Source organism: Streptomyces sp. NPDC049970, from assembly GCF_040660235.1.
Lineage (GTDB): Bacteria > Actinomycetota > Actinomycetes > Streptomycetales > Streptomycetaceae > Streptomyces.
Map to the genome: position 1 here is coordinate 18219 of NZ_JBFALP010000029.1, position 22637 is coordinate 40855.

Consider the following 22637-nt stretch of genomic DNA (forward strand, 5'->3'; position numbering starts at 1 on the left):
TCAGCGGGGAGCGGCCAGGGCCTCTTCCAGGGTGCTGTAGTGCGCCAGGAGACGGTCGACGCCCGCCGTGCCGAGCAGGCGCCGCAGGGCGGTTCCCGGAGCGGCGATGCGCAGCCGCGTCTGCTGGTGCACCTGGATGAGCAGGCTCAGGAACGAGGAGTCAGCGAAGGTGACGGCCCCGGCGTCCAGTACGACGACGTCGTAGCCGGCGGCTGCTTCCCACATGGCGATGAACAGCGGGTCGACGGTGTCGCTGTCCAGGTCTCCGCGCGCCTGGATGACCCAGCAGCCGTCGCTCTCGAACTCGGCTGCCACCGGTGCCCGTGGGGGTACGGAGCCGGGGCGGGGAGGAAGCGGCGGGGGTGCGCTGGACATGCCGCCGAGTATGCCGAGAGGGACGGGCGGGACCGACAGGGCAGGGGGTTTCCGGTGCCCGCGGTCCGGTACGGGCGGGAGGCCGGTGGGGCCGCTTCGCGCGGCTCCGTCAGGGGAGCGCCACCAGGGCGATGATCCGCTTGCCGCCCGGGTGGAACGTGATGGAGACCCGCTTGGCGAGACGGCACACCAACGGCCAGCCGTAGCCTCCGACATGGGCCGTGCGCGGCGGGTGGGGGGAGGTGACGGGCGCGTCGGGGCTGGCGTCCGCCACGGCGAGCAGAAGTCCCTCGTCGGTGAGTTCGGCCGTGAAGCCGGTGAGCCCACCGCCGTGCCGGAAGGCGTTGGTCACCAGTTCGGAGGTCACCAGGAGGGCGTCGGCGATGACGACCTCCGCCAGGCCCTGCCCGGCCGGTCCGTGGATCCGGGACGCCAGGAGGTGTGTCACGGTCGCGCGCGCGGACGCCGCGTTCCGGGGCACCAAGGGGTCGTCGCCCGGCGTGGCGGGTTCCCGTGGTCCAGCGCTACTGACGGCGTCTCCCGGTCCGCTTTCCGGGTTCATGCCGTTCGCTGGCCTTTCCTGTTCCCCGTTCATGCACTCTCCGCCTGCCCGGAGGACCCGAGGTCACACCATCCGCTCGCGCCCGACCCGCGGAGGGCGCGGGCGGTCAGCACGTGAATGCCGAGTCCACGCAGTCCGCGACCCGGAACGCGTCGAGCGTGCCCGTCACCTCGAAGAGCCGTCGGACGGCGGCTGTCATCGGTCCGGCCAGTACCAGGGGTATGCCGGCCTCGCCGTGCTGCCTCAGGCCCCCCAGCAGGGCGTGCAGCCCCGCCGAGTCGGCGAACCCGACCCCGGAGAGGTCCACCACCGTGCGGCGCCCGCCTGCCCCGGCCGCACCGGCCAGCGCGGCTGCCAACTCCCTGGAACCCGACCACTCGTCCAGACTGCCCCGGACCCGGACCAGTACGGCCCCGTCGGGTGCGGTCTCGACGACCACCCGCAGATCATCTCCCGTCATGGCCACATCCTCCTACATCGCCGGGCGACGGCCCCGGCCCCCCTCCACGACGGTCTCCCGCCCGGACCGCGCCGCGCCGGGTCCGTGGGGCCGACCGGAAGACGCCGGCCCGGGCAAGGGCGTCCCGGGCGGGCGCGCCGTGAGGCAGGTGCATAGAATCCGCTCCCATGTCGAAGCCTGACGAGCTGCTCGTCGAGATCGCCGCAATGGTGGAGTCCGGGCGCAGCAACCAGATGTCCCTGACGGTGGTGACCGGCGGAGCCGTCATCACCGGCCGGCTTGCTCCCGAAGCGGTGTGGAGCCGGCGTGTCTCCGAGGTCCTGACGGACTCGGCCCGCCTGGGCGAGTTCTCCGGAGTCTTCACCGACCGAGCGGGCCGGGAAGGGCCGCCGACCCATCTGCACTTCCACGTCGCCCGCATCCTTCAGGGCACGGTGGGTATCCCTGAGACGGGCGGGATGTACCGCGTCGCGATCGAGGACGTGGACGCCTGGACCGTGGGTGACTTCAGCTACCACTGACCCCGGGGGCTTTCGGTCACCACGGGCCGTCGGCGGTCGGGGCCCCGGGCGCCCGACGGCTGCACGGGGGCGTGCGCGGATCCGGCGGTCGGCTCACCGGGGCGGTGTGGTCCCGGTCAGGGCCACACCAGGCAGTACGCCTGGTGACCCGCGTCGTGCAGCCGGTGCGAGAAGTCCTGCCACTCGTGGAGCAGTTGGTAGACGTTGAACGCGTCGCGCGGTCCGCCGCGGTCCGGGACGGTGGACCAGATGAAGGCCGCCGCGCCGACGGACTCCTCGCCGACGTCACGCAGCGGGTCGACCACCGTCATCGGGAGCTTGACCACCGCGTAGTCGGGATGGAGCACGACCAGTTCCAGCGGGGGGACCTTGTTCAGGGGTATGCCCTGTATGCCGGTGAGGACCATGGCCGCCACGGTCTCCGGCTTGATCTTGCTGAACATGCCGCCCATGCCCAGTTCGTCGCCGCCCAGTTCCTCGGGGCGCATGGAGATGGGCACACGTGCTGCGGTGGCCCCGTCCGGGGCGCCGAAGTACTTGTAGGTCACCCCCACCCGTCCACCACTCCTGCTCCCCGGACCATCGGGGCCACCCGCCTGGGCGTCCCGTCGGCGCTCGGCCTCGCGCCGGTGCCGCCCTCGCCGGGCAGGCTCGGGCCCATGGTCGTCGGTCCCTTCGCCCACTCCGCCACCGCGATGCATATCTCATCCACCCGACTACTTCTTAGGAGACACAGCCCCGCCGCGCAACCCGATCATCGTCAGTGACCTCCCCCACGGGCGTGCGGTGAAACACCTGTCCGCAAGACCGTGCACGCCTCTGACACCATGCATGTGTGAGCTTCCCCCATGACGCACCAGTTTCGCAGACGCGAGGAGACTGACGCCCTTTCGTTGTACGAGCCTCATACGGGGAGAGCGTGCTCCCCGCTCACCGGCGGCCGGGAAGATCCGGCCGGTCCCCGAACCCTCGAATCGCAGATCAGGACCAAAGTGGCGTATTCATACGAAGCCCCAGTTTCGCAGACGCTTTTCGACCGCGCGTCCCTCGTGACACCCGGCGGCGTGAACTCTCCCGTGCGCGCCTTCCGCGCCGTGGGCGGTACGCCCCGGTTCATGGTGTCCGGTACGGGTCCGTACCTCACCGACGCCGACGGCCGCGAGTACGTCGACCTCGTGTGCTCGTGGGGGCCGATGATCCTCGGCCACGCGCACCCCCAGGTCATCGCCGCCGTCCAGGAGGCGGTGGCCCGGGGTACCTCGTTCGGTACGCCCGGCGAGGGCGAGGTCGCGCTCGCCGAGGAGATCGTGGCCCGTGTCGAGCCCGTCGAGCAGGTGCGGCTCGTGTCGTCCGGCACCGAGGCGACCATGTCCGCGATCCGGCTCGCCCGCGGATTCACCGGGCGCGCCAAGGTCGTGAAGTTCGCCGGGTGCTACCACGGCCATGTCGACGCGCTGCTGGCCGCCGCCGGCTCGGGTGTCGCCACCTTCGGCCTCCCTGACACGCCCGGGGTGACGGGGGCGCAGGCGGGCGACACGATCGTGCTGCCGTACAACGACCTGGACGCCGTGCGCGCGGCGTTCGCCGCGCAGCCGGGCGAGATCGCCTGTGTGATCACCGAGGCGTCGCCGGGCAACATGGGCGTCGTGCCGCCGCTGGACGGCTTCAACGCCGGGCTGAAGGAGATCTGCGCGGCCGACGGCGCGCTGTTCGTCTCCGACGAGGTGATGACGGGGTTCCGTACCTCGAAGGCCGGCTGGTACGGCGTCGACGGGGTGCGGCCCGACCTGATGACCTTCGGCAAGGTCATGGGCGGCGGCTTCCCCGCCGCGGCGTTCGGCGGCCGTGCCGACGTGATGGCGCACCTGGCGCCCGCCGGCCCCGTCTACCAGGCGGGCACCCTCTCCGGGAACCCGATCGCCACGGCGGCGGGTCTCGCCCAGCTCCGGCTGCTCGACGACGCGGCGTACGCGAAGGTCGACGCCGTCTCCGCCGAGCTGCGCTCCCTGGTCGGCGAGGCGTTCACCAAGGAGGGTGTCGCGCACACGGTGTCGGCGGCGAGCAACATGTTCTCCGTCTTCTTCACCGACGAGCCCGTCCGCGACTACGAGGGCGCGAAGAAGCAGGAGGCCTTCCGCTTCACGGCGTTCTTCCACTCGATGCTGGAGCAGGGTGTGTACCTGCCGCCGTCCGCGTTCGAGTCCTGGTTCGTCTCGACCGCACACGACGCGCGGGCCGTGGAGCGGATCGCCGCAGCCCTGCCCGCCGCCGCCCGCGCAGCCTCGGAGGCCACGGCATGAGCGAGTACACGGACAAGGACATCACTGTCGTCCACCTGATGCGCCACGGTGAGGTGCACAACCCGGAGGGCGTGCTCTACGGGCGCCGCCCCGGCTACAGCCTGTCCGACCTGGGCCGGCGGATGGCCGACCGGGTCGCGGAGCACCTGGAGAAGCGGGACGTCACCTATGTCGTGGCCTCCCCGCTGGAGCGCGCCCAGGAGACGGCCACGCCGATCGCCAAGTCGCACAGTGTGGATCTCGCCACCGACGGGCGGCTCATCGAGGCCGCCAACGTCTTCGAGGGCAAGACCTTCGGGGTCGGCGACGGTGCGCTGCGCAAGCCCGACAACTGGAAGCACCTGACCAACCCTTTCAAGCCCTCCTGGGGCGAGCCGTACGTCGAGCAGGTCGTGCGGATGATGGGCGCCCTGGACGCGGCGCGCGACGCCGCGCGCGGGCACGAGGCCGTCTGCGTCAGCCACCAGCTGCCGATCTGGATCGTGCGGAGCTTCGTGGAGCGGCGCAGGCTGTGGCACGACCCGCGCAAGCGGGAGTGCACCCTGGCGTCGCTGACGAGTTTCACGTACCAGGGCGACAAGATCGTCTCCGTCGGGTACACCGAGCCGGCCCGGGACCTGGTCCCTTCGCATCTGCTCGCGGGTGCGAAGCCGGCCAAGGGGCAGTCCAAGGCGTTCGGGGCCTGAGGCGGTTCCGTAGCCGCGCGCCGAGCCTGTCGCGCGGCCCTGTTCCGGCCATCGTGTGCAGCATCCGTAAGGGTCTCTTCACGTAATAACTTTTGTGATTATCGGCGGAACCGTCGTGTTGGTTTCCTCATCTAAGCCATCGCCAGTTTGTATGGCCTTGAGGTAATACGACCGCAGATGGGGACGCTATGCGTGAAATCAACCGAAGGGGCCTTCTCGGGGCCGGACTCGGAGCCGCAGCCGCACTCTCGATGACCGGCTGCGGCTCCCTCGGGTCGTCGGACAGCGGCCCGACCGGACCGGAGAAGGGCGGCAAAGGTGCCAAGGGGACGCACGGGAATGGCGGAGGCTCCCCCGAGAAACACGTCAGGCTGATCGGTGACGGTTCCACGGCGGACACCGGAAAGCAGCCGAATCAGCCCGCCGCGCCGGTCCCTCTGGAGCCGGGTCAGACGCCGCCGCAGTTCGTGATCTTTTCCTGGGACGGGGCGGGCGAGGTCGGCAACGGGCTCTTCCCGCGCTTCCTCGAACTCGCCGAGCAGCACGACGCGGCGATGACCTTCTTCCTCTCCGGGCTCTATGTGCTGCCCGAGTCGAAGAAGTCCCTCTACCGCCCGCCCAACAACCCCAGGGGCGCCTCCGACATCGGCTATCTCACCGACGACCACGTCAGGCAGACGCTGAAGTACGTCCGCCAGGCCTGGCTCGACGGGCACGAGATCGGCACCCATTTCAACGGGCACTTCTGCGGCGGTTCCGGATCCGTCGGCGACTGGTCCCCCGAGCAATGGCGCAGTGAGATCGACCAGGCCGTCTCCTTCGTCACCGAATGGCGGACGAACACCGGCTGGCAGGACCTCGACCCACTGCCCTTCGACTACCGCAAGGAACTGGTCGGGGGCCGCACGCCCTGTCTGCTGGGCCAGGACAACCTGCTCCCGACCGCGAAGCAGCTGGGCTGGCGCTACGACGCGAGCTCGCCCGGCGGCAGCCAGATGTGGCCCGAGAAGCGCCAGGGCGTGTGGGACCTACCGCTCCAGGGAATTCCGTTCCCGGGCCACAGCTTCGAGGTCCTCTCCATGGACTACAACATCCTCGCCAACCAGTCGAAGAATTCGACCAACGGCATGCCCTCGCGCTATCCGGGCTGGCGGACCCAGGCCACCGAGGCGTACATCGCCGGATTCGACCGCGCCTACGAGACGAATCGCGCGCCCTTCTACATCGGCAACCACTTCGAGGAGTGGAACGGCGGCATCTATATGGACGCCGTCGAGGCGGCGCTCAAACACATCGCGGACAAGCCGGATGTGCGCCTCGTCTCCTTCCGGCAGTTCGCCGACTGGCTCGACGTACAGGACCCCGCGGTGCTCGCGAAGCTGCGTACGCTCCAGGTCGGCAAGGCGCCCGACGGAGGCTGGAACACCTTCTTTAAACAGGCTTGACAAGGGGCTTTACGGGCACCGAGGGGGGTGCGCAAGATCCCCGGAACTGCCATGCGAAACTTTTCACATGACCTCTGGCCGCGCGTCCCGACGCCGCTTCACCCTGCTCGCCGCCACCGCTGTGGCAGGCGCGCTGACACTGTCCGCGTGCAGTGGTGACGGCACCAAGGCGGGCGGCGGCGGCAACACGAACTTCGTCACCGGCAGTGGCGGAATCTCCACCGTCGCCAAGGGCGAGCGCACGGCCGCGCCCGCGCTCGAAGGGGCGACCCTGGACGGCAAGTCCCTCGACGTCGCCGACTACAGGGGCAAGGTCGTCGTCCTGAACTTCTGGGGATCGTGGTGCAGCCCCTGCCGGGCCGAGGCCAAGCACTTCGTGAAGGTGGCGAAGGAGACCGGGAACCAGGGCGTCCAGTTCGTCGGCGTCAACACCCGGGACCCCCAGAAGTCCCTCGCGGTCAGCTTCGAAGAGGACTTCGGGGTCACCTACCCGAGCCTCTACGACCCGAGCGGGAAGCTGCTCCTGCGCTTCCCGAAGGGCACGCTCAACCCGCAGGCCATCCCGTCGACCGTGGTCATCGACCGGCAGGGGAAGCTCGCCGCCCGTTCGCTCGCCGCGCTCGACGCCACGAAGCTGCGCGAGATGATCGACCCGCTGGTCGCGGAGAAGTGACCCCGGTGCTCGGGCTTGCCGCGGCCACCGGCGGAAACGAGACGGTCCTCACCGGGGCCCTCGTGGTGGCGTTGCCCATCGCCCTGCTCGGCGGCCTCGTCTCGTTCTTCTCACCCTGCGTCCTGCCCCTCGTGCCCGGCTACCTCAGTTACGTCACCGGGGTCAGCGGCAGTGATCTGGCCGAGAGCCGGCGGAGCAGGACCGTCGCCGGCGCCTCGCTCTTCGTCCTCGGCTTCACCGTCGTGTTCGTGTCCGGCGGCGCCCTCTTCGGCTTCTTCGGCCAGACGCTCCAGGAGTACAGCGGGACGCTCTCCAAGGTCCTCGGCATCCTGATGATCCTCATGGGGATCTTCTTCATGGGGCTCATGCCCTGGATGACGCAGCGTGAGTTCCGCATCCACAGGCGACCGGTGACCGGGCTCGTGGGGGCACCGCTGCTCGGTGCGCTCTTCGGGATCGGCTGGACGCCCTGCCTCGGCCCGACGCTCGCCTCCGTCAACACGCTCGCGTTCACACAGGCGACCGCGGGCCGCGGGGCGATCCTGTCCCTGGCGTACTGTCTCGGACTCGGTGTCCCCTTCGTCCTGGCGGCGGTCGCCTTCCGCCGGGCACTCGGCGCGTTCGGCTGGGTCAAGCGCCACTACGCATGGGTCATGCGCATCGGCGGCGGCATGATGATCGCGACCGGACTGCTCCTGCTGACGGGCGCGTGGGACGTGCTCATCCAGGAGATGCAGGTCTGGTCCAACGGCTTCACTGTGGGGATCTGAGTCCATGAGCAACACGCACACCACGGACGAGCGCGACCTCGGCGAGGCGGGAGCGCAGCTCTCCACCGCCCCGCGCGAGGAGTCCGCGGCCTCCCTGCCCTCGATGGGCGTCATCGGCTGGGCCCGCTGGTTCTGGCGGCAGCTCACCTCGATGCGGGTCGCCCTGATCCTGCTCTTCCTGCTGTCGCTCGGGGCCGTACCCGGGTCGCTGATCCCGCAGAACAGCGTGGACGAAATGAAGGTGCAGACCTTCAAGGAGGCCCACACCACGGTCAGCCCGGTCTACGAGAAGCTGCAGTTCTTCGACGTCTACAGCTCCGTGTGGTTCTCCGCGATCTACATCCTGCTGTTCGTCTCGCTGATCGGCTGCATCGTCCCGCGCACCGGCCAGTTCGTCGGCCAGCTGCGCGGCCGCCCGCCGGGCGCCCCCAGGAAGCTGACCAGGCTGCCCGCCTACACGACCTGGCGCACGGACGCGGACCCCGAGCACGTCCGCGAGGCCGCGCTCGGGATCCTGCGCAAGCGGCGCTTCCGCTCGCACACCGTGGGCGACGCGGTGGCGGCGGAGAAGGGGTACCTCCGGGAGACCGGCAACCTGCTCTTCCACATCGCGCTGATCGTCATGCTGGTCGCGTTCGCCGGCGGGCAGCTCTTCAAGTCCGAGGGCGGCAAGCTGGTCGTCGAGGGCGACGGCTTCGCCAACACGATCACGCAGTACGACGACTTCAAGTCGGGCTCGCTCTTCGACAACGACGACCTGGCACCCTTCAGCTTCGACCTGGACGACTTCGTCGGCACGTACGAGCGCAGCGGTCCGCAGCGCGGTACGCCCAGGACCTACGAAGCCCGGGTGACCTACTCCGAGGGCGCGGACGGCGCCCCGAGGAAGAAGGTCATCGAGGTCAACAAGCCGCTCGTCGTCGACGGTACGAAGGTCTACCTCAACGCGCACGGCTACGCCCCGGTGATCTCCGTCAAGGACGGCAGGGGCAAGGAGGTCTACCGCAGCCCGGTGCCCCTGCTGCCCATCGACAACAACGTCACCTCGACCGGTGCGATCAAGGTGATGGACGGCTACCGGGACGCCGGCGGCAAGAAGGAGCAGCTCGGTTTCCAGGCCTTCTTCGTCCCGACGTTCGCCGGTGACGGCAAGGGCACGATGTTCTCGCAGTACCCCGGTGCCGACTACCCGGTCCTCGCGCTCAACGGCTTCTACGGCAGCCTCGGTGTCGACTCCGGCCTGCTGCAGAACGTCTACCAGCTCGACACGTCCAAGATGAAGGAGTTCAAGGACAGCAACGGGGACAAGCTCAAGAAGCGGCTTCGTCCCGGCGAGACCATGAAGCTGCCCGACGGCGCGGGCTCGATCACCTTCGAGGGCGTCGACGAATGGGCCAGCTTCCAGATCTCGCGCCAGCCCGCCAGCGGCTGGGCGCTGACCGGCGCGGTCGGGGCCGTCCTCGGTCTCGCGGGATCGCTCTTCATCCAGCGCCGCCGGGTGTGGGTGCGCGCCGTGCGCGGGGCCGACGGCGTCACCGTCGTCGAGATGGCGGGCCTGGGCCGCAGCGAGTCCGCGAAGCTTCCCGAGGAGCTGGCCGACCTCGCGGTCGCGCTCCACACCGTGGCGCCCACCGCGCCCGACCCCGACCCCGATCCCGGACGACCTTCCGGACCATCTGCCGCAGAAACCCCCGAAGGGGCTGAGAAGTGAATCTCGCCGCCGCAACCAACGAGAATCTGGCGCACACCAGCAATGTGCTGATCTATTCGTCGATGGCCGTCTACACCCTGGCCTTCTTCGCGCACATCGCGGAGTGGGTGTTCGGCAGCCGCAGCAAGGTGGGCCGCACCGCCGCCGCGCTGAGCGGGCCGGCGACCGCCGATTCGGCCGTGAAGGTGCGGGTCGCGCAGCAGGGCGGCAACACCGCGGTGCTGGACCGCCCCAAGGTCGTGACCCGTTCGGCCGCCGGGTCCCGGGACGTACCGGACGGGCCCGGCGCCGCGGGCGGCACCTTCAAGGGCGACCTGTGGGGGCGGATCGCGGTCTCGCTGACCGTCGTCGCCTTCGCCGTGCAGGCCGGAGGGGTCGTCGCCCGCGCCATGTCGGTGCAGCGCGCCCCCTGGGGCAACATGTACGAGTTCTCGATCACCTTCTCCACGGTGGCCGTCGGCGCGTACCTCACCCTGCTGGCGCTGCGGAAGAACGTCCGCTGGATCGGCCTGCTGCTGGTGACCACGGTCCTGCTGGACCTCGGCATCGCGACGACGACGCTCTACACCGACAGTGACCAGCTCGTGCCGGCTCTGCACTCGTACTGGCTGTGGATCCACGTCTCCACCGCCATCATCTGCGGTGCCGTCTTCTACCTCGGTGCGGTCGGGACGCTGCTCTACCTGTTCCGCGACAGCTACGAGAACAAGATCGCGAACGGCGGGACGCCCGGCCGGTTCGCCTCGTCCGTGCTCGACCGGCTCCCTGCGGCGAAGACCCTGGACACGTTCGCGTACCGCATCAACGCAGCCGTCTTCCCGCTGTGGACGTTCACGATCATCGCGGGCGCGATCTGGGCGGGCGACGCCTGGGGCCGCTACTGGGGCTGGGACCCCAAGGAGGTCTGGTCCTTCATCACCTGGGTCGCGTACGCCTGTTACCTGCACGCCCGCGCGACCGCCGGCTGGAAGGGGCGGAAGGCGGCCTACCTGGCGCTGATCGCGTTCGGTTGCTGGCTCTTCAACTACTACGGCGTGAACATCTTCGTCACCGGCAAGCACTCCTACGCGGGAGTCTGACGGCACGGGCGGTACACGGCGAAGGGCGCGACCGCGGTTCCGCGGTCGCGCCCTTCGCCGTACGCGTGGGTCTCAGCCGAGCGGAGTGTCCAGGACCGCCTTGCGGTGGCTGAACGTCTCCAGGGAGTAGCGGCCGTGGTAGTTGCCCATGCCGCTCTCGCCGACCCCGCCGAAGGGCAGGTCGGACACGGTCAGATGGGCCAGCGGCAGGCCCATGCCCACGCCGCCGGACGAGGTCTCGGACAGCAGCCGCTCCCGTACGGACGCGTCCTGGGTGAACGCGTAGAGCGCCAGGGGCTTGTCGCGGTCGTTGACGAAGGCGATGGCCTCGTCGAGCCCGTCCACGGTGATGATCGGAAGCACCGGGCCGAAGATCTCCTCGCGCATCACGGGGGAGTCCGGGGCGACGTCGGCCAGCACGGTCGGCGCGATGTACTTCTCGTCCCGGTCGTGGGCGCCGCCCGTCACGGTGCGCCCGGAGTCCAGCAGGCCCACCAGCCGGTCGAAGTGCCGCTCGTTGACGATCCGGCCGTACTCCGGGCTGGTGGAGGCGTCCTTCCCGAACAGCCCCTCGACCGCCGCCGCGAGGGCGTCCGCCAGGGCGGGGGCGGTCTCCGGGTCGGTCAGGACGTAGTCGGGGGCGACACACGTCTGGCCCGCGTTGAGGAACTTGCCCGAAGCAAGCCGTGAGGCCACGGTCTTCAGGTCGGTGTCACGGTCGACGAACGCGGGCGACTTGCCGCCCAGTTCGAGCGTCACCGGGGTGAGGTGCTTCGCCGCGGCGGCCATCACGATCCGGCCGACCGTGCCGTTGCCGGTGTAGAAGATGTGGTCGAAGCGCTCGGCGAGCAGTGCGGTGGTCTCCGGGACCGCGCCCTCGACGACGGCGACGGCGTCCGTGTCGAGGTACTCCGGCAGCAGCCGGGCCACGGCGGCGGACGTCGCCGGCGCCAGCTCGCTGGGCTTCGCGACGACCGTGTTGCCCGCGGCCAGCGCACCCACGACGGGCGCGAGGAGCAGCTGTACCGGGTAGTTCCACGGCGCGATGACGAGGACGACCCCGAGCGGGTCCTGCACGGTGTGGGCGGTGGCCCCCGCGAGGACCGCCGGTACGGGGGCGGGCTCGGGCTCCAGCCAGCCCGCCAGCCGTTCCAGGGTGTGGTCGATCTCTCGGACCGTGAAGTCGATCTCGGTCCGGTAGGCCTCCTTGCGGCTCTTGCCGAGGTCGGCCCGGAGCGCGTCGGCCAGTTCGTCGCCGCGCTCGGTGAGCAGGGCGCGCAGCCGTGTCAGTTGCCCGGTGCGCCAGGCGAGGTCCCTGGTGCGGCCGGTGCGGAAGGTGGCGCGGAGCCTGGCGACGACGTCGGCCGGGGCCTCCGGCGTGGCGGCGGTCACAGGGCCTCCAGGATCTCGCGGGCGAGCTGCTCGGACGAGGCGGGGTTCTGGCCGGTGTGCAGGTTGCGGTCGTGGACCGTGTGCACCGCCCACGGGTCCGCCGCGCTGTACTCGGCGCCGAGCTCGACCAGCCGGGTCTCCAGCAGCCAGGGCGCCTTGGCGGCGAAGCCCGCCTGGGTCTCCTCGGCGTTGCTGAACCCGGTCATGCGGTAGCCGGCGAACGGCCAGCCGCCGTCCTCCCGACGGGCGGGCAGCAGGGCGGCGGGGGCGTGGCACAGCACGGCGACCTGGGCGCCCGAGTCCAGGGCCGCGGTGAGCAGCCGGCCGGACACCTCGTCGACGGCCAGGTCCTCCATGGGGCCGTGGCCGCCGGGGTAGAAGACGATGTCGTACGACGTGGGGACGACGTCCTCCAGCCGGGCGGGGATGCGCAGGGTCTCGTCGATCGAGGCGAGGTAGGAGGCGACGGCGTCGGCGTGCTCCTGCCCGCCGTTGGCGTCGGCGGCGAGGCTGGCGCTGTCGACGGTGGGGGTGACCCCGCCGGGGGTGGCGACGGTGATGTCGAAGCCCGCCTGCGTGAAGACGCGGTGCGGGGCGGCGAGTTCCTCGGCCCAGAAGCCGGTGGGGTGGGTGGTGCCGTCGTTGAGGGTCCAGTGGTCGGCACCAGTGAGGACGAAGAGTACGGAGGGCATGGGGGGTGCTCCCTACGAGACGCGAGACGCGTGAAACATGAAGCTTGATATGCTCAAGCAATACGCTCCATGTAACCGGCTAAAGTTGAGCATGTCAAATGAATGCGGGGCGTGGCGGAACGGGATCCGGGCCCCGGACCACACGTACCGATCGAAGGATGGCCGACCATGACGACGGAACCGGCACCCCGCGCCGTCCCTACCCCGGACGAACTGCTGGAACCCCTGGCGGTGGTCGTCCGCGGCCACCACGACGACCTCACCGCCGTCGCCGGCCGTCACGGTCTGAGCACGTCACAGGCCCGGGCGCTGGTCGCCCTGAACGAGCCCATGCCGATGAGCGCGCTGGCCAGCCATCTGGTGTGCGACGCCTCCAACGCCACCGGACTGATCGGCCGCATGGAGGCCCGCGGCCTGGTGACCCGCACCCCGGCGCCCGGCGACCGCCGCTCCAAGGTGGCCTCCCGCACTGCGGAGGGCACCGAGTTGGCGCACCGGATCCGCGCAGAGATGCGTGTGGTGCACGGCGCGCTGGAGGCGCTCACCCCCGAGGAGCGCACGGCGCTGCTGCCCCTGCTGGACAGGCTGGGGCGACTGCTGTCCTCATGACCTGCCGGACGGGACCGCCGGCCCCTGCGGCCGGACCGTGTCGGCGGTCAGGAGCTCACGAGGTGGCCGGCGGGGCCTGGTCCTCGGGACCGGTGCCGCTCTCCCGGCGCCTGATCTCCTCCTCGCGGCGGCGCAGGTCCGCCTCCCAGTCCTTGAGCGCCGACTCGTCCTTGTCCTTGAGGGCGGGCTCGTCCTTCTCGCTCTCGTCCTTCTTGTTCTCGTCCTTGAGCGACCTGAGGAAGTCCGGGTTGTCGTCGGGCGCCACCCACCTGCTGCGACTGCCGCGGTGCCACTCGGAGGGCCTACCGCCCCCGGCGGACGTGGCGCGGGTCTTCCCCGCGACCAGCCAGACGATCGGACCGACGATCCAGAACAGCAGGATGATGAAGACCCAGGCCACCTTCGGCAGGTGCTTCGCCTCGTCCTCCGGGGTGTTCAGGCAGTCGATGAACGCGTAGATCGTCAGCGCCAGCGGCAGAATGTAGATCAAGGCCCTGAGCATCGTGGAGGATCCCCCAGAAGAGATGGGGAGGCGCTGTCCCGCCCCCGGTGACGGGCCAAGGGTAGCGGGTGGCCGATACTGGGTTTCATGGCTTACGACGATCTTCGCTCCCTGCTCCGGGCTCTGGAGCGCGAGGGCGATCTCAAGCGCATCAAGGCCGAGGTCGACCCGTATCTGGAGGTCGGCGAGATCGTCGACCGGGTGAACAAGGCGGGCGGACCCGCGCTGCTCTTCGAGAACGTCAAGGGGGCGTCCATGCCCCTGGCCATGAACGTCTTCGGGACGGACCGGCGGCTGCTCAAGGCGCTCGGGCTGAAGTCCTACGCCGAGATCAGCGACAAGATCGGCGGACTGCTCAAGCCGGAGCTGCCGCAGGGGTTCGTCGGCGTCCGCGAGGCCTTCGGGAAGCTCGGCGCGGTGACCCACCTGCCGCCGAAGAAGGTGAAGCCCGGCAGCGCACCCGTCCAGGAGGTCGTCCTCACCGGCGACGACGTGGACCTCGACCGGCTCCCCGCGCTCTTCACCTGGCCCGAGGACGGCGGTTCCTTCTTCAACCTGGGGCTCACGCACACCAAGGACCCCGAGACGGGGATCCGCAACCTCGGGCTCTACCGGCTGCAGCGCCACGACAGGCGCACCATCGGCATGCACTGGCAGATCCACAAGGACAGCCGCAACCACTACCAGGTCGCCGCGCGGCGCGGCGAGAAGCTGCCCGTAGCCATCGCCTTCGGCGCGCCGCCCGCCGTCACCTACGCGTCCACGGCGCCGCTGCCCGGGGACATCGACGAGTACCTCTTCGCCGGCTTCGTCCAGGGCAAGCGGATCGAGATGGTCGACTGCAAGACCGTGCCCCTCCAGGTCCCGGCGCAGGCGGAGGTCGTCATCGAGGGCTGGCTGGAGCCGGGCGAGATGCTGCCCGAGGGCCCGTTCGGCGACCACACCGGCTTCTACACCCCGCAGGAACCCTTCCCCGCGCTGACGATCGACTGCGTGACGATGCGGAAGCGGCCGTTGCTGCAGTCCATCGTGGTCGGCCGGCCGCCCACCGAGGACGGGCCGCTGGGGAGGGCGACCGAAAGGTTCTTCCTGCCACTCCTCAAGATCATCGTCCCGGACATCGTGGACTACCACCTCCCCGAGGCGGGCGGCTTCCACAACTGCGCGATCGTCTCGATCGACAAGAAGTACCCCAAGCACGCCCAGAAGGTCATGAGCGCCATCTGGGGGGCGCACATGATGTCGCTGACCAAGCTGATCGTGGTCGTGGACTCCGACTGCGACGTCCACGACCTGCACGAGGTCGCCTGGCGGGCGCTCGGGAACACCGACTACGCCCGGGACCTGACGGTCACCGAAGGTCCGGTCGACCACCTCGACCACGCCTCCTACCAGCAGTTCTGGGGTGGCAAGGCGGGCATCGACGCGACGCGCAAGCTGCCCGAGGAGGGGTACACGCGGGACGGGGGCTGGCCGGAGATGGTCGAGTCCGACCCGCAGACGGCGGCGAAGGTCGACCGCCGGTGGAAGGAGTACGGCCTGTGAGCGCTTCAGCATCGGCCGCCGCGGTCCCGCAGCCGCGCAGCAGGCCCCGCGCGTTCCTGCGGCTGGTGATGATCGAGCACTCCGTCTTCGCGCTGCCGTTCGCGTACATCGCCGCGCTGACCGCGATGTTCCGGACGGACGGCGACATCCGCTGGGGGACGCTGCTGCTCGTGACCGTCGCCATGGTCGGGCTGCGTACGTTCGCGATGGCGGCGAACCGGATCATCGACCGGGAGATCGACGCCCGGAACCCGCGCACCGAGGGCCGGGAGCTGGTGACCGGCGCCGTCACGGTGAGGTCCGCGTGGACCGGCGCGATCGTGGCCCTCGTCCTCTTCCTCGGCGCCGCCGCCCTGCTCAACCCGCTCTGCCTGGCCCTGGCGCCGGTCGCCGTCGTGCCGATGGTGGTCTACCCGTACGGCAAGCGGTTCACGAACTTCCCGCACGCGATCCTGGGTCTCGCCCAGGCCATCGGGCCGATCGGCGCCTGGCTGGCGGTGACCGGGAGCTGGTCGTGGGACGCGGTGATCCTGGGACTGGCCGTCGGGATCTGGATCGGCGGCTTCGACCTGATCTTCGCCTGCCAGGACGTGCGGGCCGACCGGGCCCACGGAGTGCTCTCCTTCCCCGCCCGCTTCGGGATCCCGGCCGCCCTGTGGGGCGCGCGGGTCTGCCACGTGGTCACGACCGGGCTGCTGGTGTGGTTCGGACTGGCGACCGACGCGGAGCTCTTCTACTGGATCGGCATGCTGATCGTGGCCGTCGCCTTCGTGTACGAGCACCGGGTCGTGCGGCCGCACGACCTGTCCCGGCTGAACAGGGCCTTCTTCTCGGTCAACGGCTTCATCGGGATCGCGCTGTTCGCCTGCGCGCTGCTGGATCTGCTGGTGCGCGGTCTCACGGTGTGAGGCGCGGCCTCACACCGTGACGTAGCCCCTCGGCTCCTGCGGTCGGCGGGGGCGGCGGAAGAGGAACGCCGCCGCCACTCCGCCCACCAGTCCGAAGAGATGGCCCTGCCAGCTGATGCCGGAGTCGGTCGGCAGCACACCCCAGAGCAGCGAGCCGTAGACCGCGGCCACGACCACGCCGACGACGATGTCCAGCGGGCTGCGGTCCACGAAGCCGCGGACCAGCAGGTACCCGAGCAGGCCGAAGACCACGCCCGACGCCCCCAGCGTGACCGTGTTCGGTGGCGCGGTGAGCCAGACGCCGAGGCCGCTCGTCACGATCACCACCAGGACCACGGCCGCGAACCTCGCCGTCCCGCCCAGCGCGGCTATGAAGCCCAGGACCAGCAGCGGCACGCTGTTGGACGCCACGTGCTCCCAGCCGCTGTGCAGGAACGCGGACGGCACGATGTCGGCCAGCTCGGCGGGCTCGCGCGGGCTGACGCCGTAGGTGTCCAGGGAGTTGCCCGTCGCGACGTCGACGCCTTCCAGCACCCACAGCAGCGCGACCCAGGCGAGCATCACCGCGCCGGCCGTGACGGCCCGTGCGGTGGCGCTCGTGCGTGTGCCCGTCATGGTCACCCCCTGTCCATGGCTGTTGCCTCTTCCGTAGCAACGTACGGAGGCCCCGGCCTGGTTCCTGAATGTCCGCCGTGTCGCCACCGGCCCGACCTGACCCGGACGGGAGACCCGGTGCCGGATAGGCTCGGCGGTGTGACAGCCGAGACTTCAGTGACTCAACAGCAGCGCAGGCCTTGGATTGTCGGGGTGTCGGGCGCATCGGGCACGCCGTTCGCGGCCTCGGTGCTGCGCGGGCTGCTGGACGCGGGCGAGAGCGTCGACCTGGTGGTCAGCCGTGCCTCGCGACTGACGCTCCTGGACGAGACGGGGATCGCCTTCCGCGACGCCCACCGGCAGGAGGACCTGCGGACCTGGCTGGCGCGGGGCGCGGACGGGAAGCCGGACACCTTCCGGCCGGACGTCGGGGCCGTACACCACTGGGCGGCCGGCGATCTCGCGGCGGGTCCGTCGTCCGGGTCGTACCCGGCGAAGGGGATGCTGATCGTCCCGGCGTCGACCGCCTGTGTGGCCGGGGTGGCGCTCGGGCTCTCGAAGGACCTGTTGCAGCGGGCCGCGAGCGTGACGCTCAAGGAGCGGCGGAAGCTGGTCGTGGCCGTGCGGGAGACCCCGCTGAGCGGCTCGACGCTGAGGCAGATGGTCGCGCTGGACGAGGCGGGCGCCGTGGTGCTGCCCGCCTCTCCGGGGTTCTACGCGGGGGCGACGCACATCCAGGACCTGGTGGACTTCGTCGCCGGGCGGGTGCTGGACGCGGCGGGTGTGCCGCACCAGCTGTACCGCCGGTGGGAGGGGGAGCTCGGTGGCGGCTCCCGGGGCTGATCCGGTGGGGTCAGCGCTTCTTCCGGCCCGGACGGAGGGTGCGGGTCCGGTCGACCTGGTGGGCGGCGGCGGGCTGATGGGCACGCGAGCGGTTGGCCAGGTCCTGCAGCTCGCGCATCCGGGCGTAGGCCATCTCGATCGTGTACACGGTGAAGTTCACTCCTGAAGATTCGTAAGCGTTTCTTGGGTGACGGAAAAGATTTGTAGGCCGTAACCCCTGTTGTGCCTTAGATTCTACACATAAACTCGCGGCACTGCTGAACAATGGAAGGTTCCAGTCATATGGACGCGGTGGACAGGCAGCTCATCCAGGCCCTCAGAGAGAACGGCAGGGCCTCGTACGCCGAGCTGGGACGGCTCGTCGGGCTCTCCGGGCCCAGCGTCACCGACCGCATCAACCGGCTGGAAACCGCCGGTGTCATCACCGGATACCGCGCGACCGTCGACGCCGCGTCGCTCGGACTGGGCGTCACCGCGCTGATCGGGATCTCGCTCTCCGACGCCGCCGACCACGAGGACGTCGCGCACCGGCTGAAGGACCTCGCGGAGATCGAGGACTGCTGGTTCATCGCGGGCGACGACTCGTTCATGCTCAAGGTCCGCGTCGGTGACGTGGACGGCCTGGAGAGGACGATCCGCAGGCTCAGCGGCACCCGGGGGGTCTCCCGGACCCGCACGACCGTGGTGCTCTCGACCAAGTGGGAGAACAGGGTCGGCGAGCTTCCCGACGAGGAGTGACGCGGGGGCGGGGGTGCCTCCGTCCGGAAGGCGGGGGAGTACCGTTGGCTGCCGGATCGGATACGTACAGACATATGGAGGCGGCCTAGTGGACGCGGGACTCAAGCGCGAGCTGGAGGAGAAGGTCCGGGCCGGCGAGCGGCTGACCCGCGAGGACGGGATCGCGCTCTACGAGTCCGACGACCTGGCCTGGCTCGGCGGACTTGCCCATGAGGTGCGGACGCGGAAGAACGGCGACGTCGTCCACTTCAACGTCAACCGCCACCTCAACATGACCAACGTGTGCACCGCGTCCTGCGCGTACTGCTCGTTCCAGCGCAAGCCGGGCGAGAAGGACGCGTACACGATGCGCATCGAGGAGGCCGTCCGCCTCGCGAAGGCGATGCAGGGCGAGAACCTCACCGAGCTGCACATCGTCAACGGGCTGCACCCCACCCTCCCGTGGCGTTACTACCCCCGCTCGCTCAGCGCGCTCAAGGAGGCGCTGCCCGAGGTGGCGCTGAAGGCGTTCACGGCGACGGAGATCCACCACTTCGAGACGATCTCCGGGCTCACGGCCTCCGAGATCCTCGACGAGCTGATCGAGGCCGGTCTGGAGTCCCTGACCGGCGGCGGCGCGGAGATCTTCGACTGGGAGGTCCGCCAGCACATCGTCGACCACAACACCCACTGGGAGGACTGGTCGCGCATCCACCGCCTCGCGCACGAGAAGGGGCTCAAGACCCCGGCGACGATGCTGTACGGGCACATCGAGGAGCCCCGTCACCGCGTCGACCACGTGCTGCGACTGCGCGAGATGCAGGACGAGACCGGCGGTTTCCAGGTCTTCATCCCGCTGCGCTACCAGCACGACTTCGTCGACATGAAGGACGGCAAGGTCCGCAACACCCTCCAGGCGCGGACGTCGATGGCGACCGGCGCGGAGGCGCTGAAGACCTTCGCGGTCTCGCGGCTGCTCTTCGACAACGTCCCGCACGTCAAGGTGTTCTGGGTGATGCACGGTGTGCAGACCGCGCAGCTCGCCCTCCAGCACGGCGCGGACGACATGGACGGCTCGGTCGTCGAGTACAAGATCACGCACGACGCCGACGACTACGGCACCCCGAACAAGCTCGGCCGTGAGGACCTGCTCGACCTGATCAGGGACGCGGGCTTCCGGCCCGTGGAGCGCAACACCAGGTACGAGATCCTGCGCGAGTACCCGGGGCCGGACGCCGACCGGCGCGAGACGCCGCAGCCCATGCGCGTCTGACGCCGCGCGCCCCTCGCGGGCGCTTCCCGGGCATCCCGCGGTCCGCGGGTCGTCCCGCCGTACGGAAGTCCCGGTCCGCCGTCCCCGGCCGGGACTTTCCCGCGTGGTGGACGCAGGTTGGAGCACGCTGTGCGTAATGGCTAACCTGCGCATATGGCGCTTACGTTTGAAGTGGATCCCGCGTTCGACCGGGCCCTGCGGGACGACATCACCGCGCTCTGGGTCGACGTCAGCAACGCCGGTGGAGCGGTCGGGTTCGTCCCGCCCGTCACCGCCGACGTGGTCAGGCCGGAACTGGTCAAGCACCTCGCGGGGATGGCCGAAGGCCGCACCCACCTGGTCGTCGGGCGGGGCGAGGACGGCACGGTCGCCGCCACCGCCTTCCTCACCCACAACACCCACCGGCTGATGCGCCACTGGATCGGCGTCTACACGGTCATGGTGCACCCCCGGCACCAGGGCAGGGGCTTCGGGCGGGAGCTGATGGCCGCCGCGGCCGACGCCGCCCGCGCGATCGACGGCATCGGCGCCGTACGGCTCACCTGCCGCGGGGGCACCGGGGCCGACCGCTTCTACGCCTCCTGCGGATACAAGGAGGTGGGCCGGATCCCCGACGCCATCCGGGTCGCCGAGGACGACTACCGCGACGACGTCATCATGCTGCTCCCGCTCTTCCGGCAGCCGGGCCCGGCGTCCGCGCCGGAAGCCGCCGGGCACGGGGGGAGCCCTGCGAACTGATCGAATTCGGGGCATGCTTCACTGGTCGGGCAGAACTGCCAGCCGCGCGACCGCGGAACGTCGGACGTAGAGAGAAGGCAAGCCGTGTCCGCTGCCAAGCCCAGCGCAACGATCCGGTACTCCGCGATGCGCCTGCTGATTTTCGTGGGCTGCTTCTTCGTCGCCGGCGTGGCGGTCCACTTCGGTGTGCTGCCCTCGGGGGTCGGCGGCTCCAACGTCGTCTGGGTGCTCCTCCTCGGCCTGCTCCTCTCCGCGCCCCTCAGCTTCATGCTGCTGCGCAAACAGCGCGACGAGATGTCCGAGCAGCTCATCTCGACGGTCGACCGGACCAAGGCCAGGCTCGAGGCGAACCGCACCCGCGAGGACAGCGTCACCAGGTAGGCGCGGCGTAAGGTTCCTCACACCCAGGACCGCACGCGACGAAGCCCCGGACCGGAGCAACCGCTCCCGTACCGGGGTTTCGGCGTGTCCGGGGTGGACGGCGAGGAAATGATCAAGAAGCGGACCTTTGAGGTTCTCAAAGTTGCAGTGTTAACGTATTCGACATGATTACAGCCGTGCGCACCCATCACGCCTTGAGCGTCCCGCTCGTGGTGCGCCTGCATGTCGATCTCTGCCGCTGTATGTCCGCGGTCTGTTGCCGCAACGTCTGAAACCGGCACCATGCAGCGGCGCCGCCCCCGACGCGGGCGCCGCACCCCCGTCCCCCTGTTCGACCGCACGCCGTACGTCTGCCCTCGTACGTCCCGATGCGTCACATCTGGAGTGTGTCCGTGTCCGCGAATTCCGCGTCCCCCGCCGAGACCGAGGCCGGTAGGCCCTCCGGTCCCGGATCCCGCATACCCAGCGTCCCCTTCTGGGTCCAGATCGTCGCCGGTCTCGTCCTCGGCGTCCTGCTCGGCTGGCTCGCCCGCAGCCAGGACGTCGGCTGGCTCGTCACCACGCTCGACAAGGTCGGCGGCATCTTCGTCCAGCTGCTGAAGCTGGCCGTCGCACCGCTCGTCTTCTTCGCGATCCTGGTGTCGATCACCAACCTGCGCAAGGTCAACAACGCCGCCCGGCTGGCCACCCGGACGCTGCTCTGGTTCATGATCACCTCGCTGATCGCGGTGGCCATCGGCCTCGCGATCGGTCTGGTCACCAACCCGGGGTCGGGTACCGGCCTCACCCCCAAGGACGGCAGCCTCTCCGAGACCAAGGGCTCCTGGATCGACTTCCTGACGGGCATCATCCCGGAGAACGTGATCTCCCCGTTCACCGACCTGAACGTCCTGCAGATCGTCTTCATGGCGGTCGTCGCCGGCGTCGCGGCCATCAAGCTCGGCGAGCGGGCCAAGCCGATCCTCGCCCTCAGCGAGTCGATCCTCGAGCTCCTCCAGAAGGCGCTGTGGTGGGTCATCCGCCTCGCCCCGATCGGCACCGTCGGCCTCATCGGCTACGCGATCGCCACCTACGGCTGGGACCTGATCGGCAAGTACGCGACCTTCACCGCGGACGTCTACGTCGGCTGCGCCCTGGTGATGTTCGGCGTCTACCCGCTGCTCCTCGCCACGGTCGCCAAGGTCAGCCCGCTGCAGTTCTTCAAGGGCGCCTGGCCCGCGATCCAGCTCGCCTTCGTCTCCCGCTCCTCGGTCGGCACGATGCCGGTCACCCAGAAGGTCACCGAGCGCCTCGGCGTCCCGAAGGACTACGCCTCCTTCGCCGTCCCCTTCGGCGCCACGACCAAGATGGACGGCTGCGCCGCGATCTACCCGGCGCTGGCCGCGATCTTCATCGCGCAGATCTTCGACGTGCAGCTCGGTGTCGGCGACTACATCCTGATCGCGTTCGTCTCGGTCATCGGCTCGGCGGCCACCGCCGGCCTCACCGGCGCCACGGTGATGCTGACCCTGACGCTGTCGACGCTCGGCCTCCCGCTGGAGGGTGTGGGCCTGCTGCTCGCCATCGACCCGATCCTGGACATGATGCGTACCGCCACGAACGTCGCGGGACAGGCGCTGGTCCCGGTCATAGTCGCGGCCCGGGAGAAGATCCTGGACCACGACGCGTACAACTCGGCGTCGGCCTCCCCGGTCGACGAGCAGGTCGAGGCCGAGGACGCGAAGCCCGCCGGCGTCGCCGTCGCAGCCTGACGCGGAACCCGCACCGCGCACACGAGAGCGTCCCCCCGCCCACCGGGCGGGGGGACGCTCTCGTGTGGGGGGGGCGCGGGCCGGCCGCGTTTTAGCGGGCGCGGGCGCGG

General features: G+C 70.0%; 26 protein-coding genes. 17 read left to right on the top strand and 9 right to left on the bottom strand.

Annotated features, from left to right (window positions below; genetic code table 11):
- From AB0I83_RS30150 to AB0I83_RS30160, 3 genes are all read right to left on the bottom strand, one after another.
- Positions 1–375, bottom strand: a complete 375-nt coding sequence (locus AB0I83_RS30150; RefSeq protein ID WP_363306891.1) for an STAS domain-containing protein — start codon at positions 373–375, stop codon at positions 1–3.
- 109 nt (positions 376–484) lie between these two features.
- Positions 485–856: an ATP-binding protein gene (locus tag AB0I83_RS30155; RefSeq protein WP_363306892.1), complete on the bottom strand. Its 372-nt coding sequence runs from the start codon at positions 854–856 to the stop codon at positions 485–487.
- Between the two features lie 187 nt (positions 857–1043).
- Positions 1044–1397: an STAS domain-containing protein gene (locus AB0I83_RS30160; protein WP_363306893.1), complete on the bottom strand. Its 354-nt coding sequence runs from the start codon at positions 1395–1397 to the stop codon at positions 1044–1046.
- Between the two features lie 167 nt (positions 1398–1564).
- Between AB0I83_RS30160 and AB0I83_RS30165 the strand changes: the two genes are divergently transcribed.
- Positions 1565–1918, top strand: a complete 354-nt coding sequence (locus AB0I83_RS30165; protein WP_356537696.1) for a hypothetical protein — start codon at positions 1565–1567, stop codon at positions 1916–1918.
- Positions 1919–2034: 116 nt separating this feature from the next.
- Here AB0I83_RS30165 and AB0I83_RS30170 read toward each other — a convergent pair whose 3' ends face one another.
- On the bottom strand, positions 2035–2619 hold the full coding sequence (locus AB0I83_RS30170; protein WP_356537698.1) for a hypothetical protein: 585 nt from the start codon (positions 2617–2619) through the stop codon (positions 2035–2037).
- A gap of 291 nt (positions 2620–2910) precedes the next feature.
- On the opposite strand from AB0I83_RS30170, the gene hemL reads away from it, so the two are divergent.
- The 7 genes from hemL (at position 2911) to ccsB (ending at position 10582) form a co-directional block, all read left to right on the top strand.
- Positions 2911–4218 carry a glutamate-1-semialdehyde 2,1-aminomutase gene (gene hemL / locus AB0I83_RS30175; RefSeq protein ID WP_363306894.1) on the top strand — a complete coding sequence of 436 codons (1308 nt, stop codon included), beginning with the start codon at positions 2911–2913 and terminating at the stop codon, positions 4216–4218.
- Complete coding sequence (locus AB0I83_RS30180; RefSeq protein WP_356842976.1) at positions 4215–4904, top strand: histidine phosphatase family protein; 690 nt, start codon at positions 4215–4217, stop codon at positions 4902–4904. Before hemL ends, AB0I83_RS30180 begins: the two co-directional genes overlap by 4 nt.
- Before the next feature lie 188 nt (positions 4905–5092).
- Complete coding sequence (locus tag AB0I83_RS30185) at positions 5093–6349, top strand: hypothetical protein (RefSeq protein ID WP_356537704.1); 1257 nt, start codon at positions 5093–5095, stop codon at positions 6347–6349.
- Positions 6350–6416: 67 nt separating this feature from the next.
- Positions 6417–7022, top strand: a complete 606-nt coding sequence (locus AB0I83_RS30190; RefSeq protein WP_356537705.1) for a TlpA disulfide reductase family protein — start codon at positions 6417–6419, stop codon at positions 7020–7022.
- A complete protein-coding gene (locus tag AB0I83_RS30195) occupies positions 7019–7792 on the top strand; it encodes a cytochrome c biogenesis protein CcdA (RefSeq protein ID WP_363306895.1) in 774 nt (257 codons plus the stop codon). The genes AB0I83_RS30190 and AB0I83_RS30195 overlap by 4 nt, the downstream gene beginning before the upstream one ends.
- A 4-nt stretch (positions 7793–7796) precedes the next feature.
- Positions 7797–9503 (top strand): cytochrome c biogenesis protein ResB, encoded by a 1707-nt coding sequence (locus tag AB0I83_RS30200; protein WP_363306896.1) that lies wholly within the window; start codon positions 7797–7799, stop codon positions 9501–9503.
- Complete coding sequence (ccsB, locus tag AB0I83_RS30205; RefSeq protein WP_363306897.1) at positions 9500–10582, top strand: c-type cytochrome biogenesis protein CcsB; 1083 nt, start codon at positions 9500–9502, stop codon at positions 10580–10582. Before AB0I83_RS30200 ends, ccsB begins: the two co-directional genes overlap by 4 nt.
- A 72-nt stretch (positions 10583–10654) precedes the next feature.
- Here ccsB and AB0I83_RS30210 read toward each other — a convergent pair whose 3' ends face one another.
- Positions 10655–11974, bottom strand: a complete 1320-nt coding sequence (locus tag AB0I83_RS30210; RefSeq protein WP_356535100.1) for an aldehyde dehydrogenase family protein — start codon at positions 11972–11974, stop codon at positions 10655–10657.
- Complete coding sequence (locus AB0I83_RS30215) at positions 11971–12666, bottom strand: type 1 glutamine amidotransferase domain-containing protein (protein WP_356535101.1); 696 nt, start codon at positions 12664–12666, stop codon at positions 11971–11973. The genes AB0I83_RS30210 and AB0I83_RS30215 overlap by 4 nt, the downstream gene beginning before the upstream one ends.
- A gap of 168 nt (positions 12667–12834) precedes the next feature.
- Between AB0I83_RS30215 and AB0I83_RS30220 the strand changes: the two genes are divergently transcribed.
- The gene (locus AB0I83_RS30220) at positions 12835–13275 is read left to right on the top strand and encodes a MarR family transcriptional regulator (RefSeq protein WP_356535102.1); all 441 of its coding nucleotides are present in this window, start codon (positions 12835–12837) and stop codon (positions 13273–13275) included.
- Positions 13276–13330: 55 nt separating this feature from the next.
- On the opposite strand, the gene AB0I83_RS30225 is transcribed toward AB0I83_RS30220, so the two are convergent.
- The gene (locus tag AB0I83_RS30225; RefSeq protein WP_363306898.1) at positions 13331–13777 is read right to left on the bottom strand and encodes a PLD nuclease N-terminal domain-containing protein; all 447 of its coding nucleotides are present in this window, start codon (positions 13775–13777) and stop codon (positions 13331–13333) included.
- Positions 13778–13864: 87 nt separating this feature from the next.
- Between AB0I83_RS30225 and AB0I83_RS30230 the strand changes: the two genes are divergently transcribed.
- Positions 13865–15322, top strand: coding sequence for a menaquinone biosynthesis decarboxylase (locus AB0I83_RS30230; RefSeq protein ID WP_363306899.1), 1458 nt, complete (start codon positions 13865–13867; stop codon positions 15320–15322).
- Positions 15319–16230 (top strand): menaquinone biosynthesis prenyltransferase MqnP, encoded by a 912-nt coding sequence (gene mqnP / locus AB0I83_RS30235; protein ID WP_356535105.1) that lies wholly within the window; start codon positions 15319–15321, stop codon positions 16228–16230. The genes AB0I83_RS30230 and mqnP overlap by 4 nt, the downstream gene beginning before the upstream one ends.
- 9 nt (positions 16231–16239) lie before the next feature.
- On the opposite strand, the gene AB0I83_RS30240 is transcribed toward mqnP, so the two are convergent.
- Positions 16240–16845, bottom strand: coding sequence for a rhomboid family intramembrane serine protease (locus tag AB0I83_RS30240; protein ID WP_363306900.1), 606 nt, complete (start codon positions 16843–16845; stop codon positions 16240–16242).
- A 156-nt stretch (positions 16846–17001) separates the two neighbouring features.
- On the opposite strand from AB0I83_RS30240, the gene AB0I83_RS30245 reads away from it, so the two are divergent.
- On the top strand, positions 17002–17667 hold the full coding sequence (locus tag AB0I83_RS30245) for a UbiX family flavin prenyltransferase (RefSeq protein WP_363306903.1): 666 nt from the start codon (positions 17002–17004) through the stop codon (positions 17665–17667).
- Between the two features lie 10 nt (positions 17668–17677).
- On the opposite strand, the gene AB0I83_RS30250 is transcribed toward AB0I83_RS30245, so the two are convergent.
- On the bottom strand, positions 17678–17827 hold the full coding sequence (locus tag AB0I83_RS30250; protein ID WP_356535107.1) for a hypothetical protein: 150 nt from the start codon (positions 17825–17827) through the stop codon (positions 17678–17680).
- 122 nt (positions 17828–17949) lie between these two features.
- Here AB0I83_RS30250 and AB0I83_RS30255 point away from each other — a divergent pair, with 122 nt between their 5' ends.
- From AB0I83_RS30255 to AB0I83_RS30275, 5 genes are all read left to right on the top strand, one after another.
- Positions 17950–18405 carry an Lrp/AsnC family transcriptional regulator gene (locus AB0I83_RS30255; RefSeq protein WP_356535108.1) on the top strand — a complete coding sequence of 152 codons (456 nt, stop codon included), beginning with the start codon at positions 17950–17952 and terminating at the stop codon, positions 18403–18405.
- A gap of 88 nt (positions 18406–18493) precedes the next feature.
- The gene (gene mqnE / locus AB0I83_RS30260) at positions 18494–19657 is read left to right on the top strand and encodes an aminofutalosine synthase MqnE (protein WP_356842961.1); all 1164 of its coding nucleotides are present in this window, start codon (positions 18494–18496) and stop codon (positions 19655–19657) included.
- Positions 19658–19810: 153 nt separating this feature from the next.
- Positions 19811–20395, top strand: a complete 585-nt coding sequence (locus AB0I83_RS30265) for a GNAT family N-acetyltransferase (protein WP_363306901.1) — start codon at positions 19811–19813, stop codon at positions 20393–20395.
- Positions 20396–20479: 84 nt separating this feature from the next.
- Positions 20480–20776, top strand: a complete 297-nt coding sequence (locus tag AB0I83_RS30270) for a DUF4229 domain-containing protein (protein ID WP_356535111.1) — start codon at positions 20480–20482, stop codon at positions 20774–20776.
- Between the two features lie 392 nt (positions 20777–21168).
- Positions 21169–22527 (top strand): dicarboxylate/amino acid:cation symporter, encoded by a 1359-nt coding sequence (locus tag AB0I83_RS30275; RefSeq protein ID WP_356535112.1) that lies wholly within the window; start codon positions 21169–21171, stop codon positions 22525–22527.
- Positions 22528–22637: the final 110 nt, after the last annotated feature.

Bases quoted from the DNA above. Each gene is read 5' to 3' on its own strand.
- AB0I83_RS30150 (WP_363306891.1), bottom strand. From the start codon at position 375: ATGTCCAGCGCACCCCCGCCGCTTCCTCCCCGCCCCGGCTCCGTACCC.
- AB0I83_RS30160 (WP_363306893.1), bottom strand. From the start codon at position 1,397: ATGACGGGAGATGATCTGCGGGTGGTCGTCGAGACCGCACCCGACGGG.
- AB0I83_RS30165 (WP_356537696.1), top strand. From the start codon at position 1,565: ATGTCGAAGCCTGACGAGCTGCTCGTCGAGATCGCCGCAATGGTGGAG.
- AB0I83_RS30170 (WP_356537698.1), bottom strand. From the start codon at position 2,619: ATGCATCGCGGTGGCGGAGTGGGCGAAGGGACCGACGACCATGGGCCC.
- AB0I83_RS30180 (WP_356842976.1), top strand. From the start codon at position 4,215: ATGAGCGAGTACACGGACAAGGACATCACTGTCGTCCACCTGATGCGC.
- AB0I83_RS30185 (WP_356537704.1), top strand. From the start codon at position 5,093: ATGCGTGAAATCAACCGAAGGGGCCTTCTCGGGGCCGGACTCGGAGCC.
- AB0I83_RS30190 (WP_356537705.1), top strand. From the start codon at position 6,417: ATGACCTCTGGCCGCGCGTCCCGACGCCGCTTCACCCTGCTCGCCGCC.
- AB0I83_RS30200 (WP_363306896.1), top strand. From the start codon at position 7,797: ATGAGCAACACGCACACCACGGACGAGCGCGACCTCGGCGAGGCGGGA.
- AB0I83_RS30215 (WP_356535101.1), bottom strand. From the start codon at position 12,666: ATGCCCTCCGTACTCTTCGTCCTCACTGGTGCCGACCACTGGACCCTC.
- AB0I83_RS30220 (WP_356535102.1), top strand. From the start codon at position 12,835: ATGACGACGGAACCGGCACCCCGCGCCGTCCCTACCCCGGACGAACTG.
- AB0I83_RS30225 (WP_363306898.1), bottom strand. From the start codon at position 13,777: ATGCTCAGGGCCTTGATCTACATTCTGCCGCTGGCGCTGACGATCTAC.
- AB0I83_RS30230 (WP_363306899.1), top strand. From the start codon at position 13,865: ATGGCTTACGACGATCTTCGCTCCCTGCTCCGGGCTCTGGAGCGCGAG.
- AB0I83_RS30240 (WP_363306900.1), bottom strand. From the start codon at position 16,845: ATGACGGGCACACGCACGAGCGCCACCGCACGGGCCGTCACGGCCGGC.
- AB0I83_RS30255 (WP_356535108.1), top strand. From the start codon at position 17,950: ATGGACGCGGTGGACAGGCAGCTCATCCAGGCCCTCAGAGAGAACGGC.
- AB0I83_RS30265 (WP_363306901.1), top strand. From the start codon at position 19,811: ATGGCGCTTACGTTTGAAGTGGATCCCGCGTTCGACCGGGCCCTGCGG.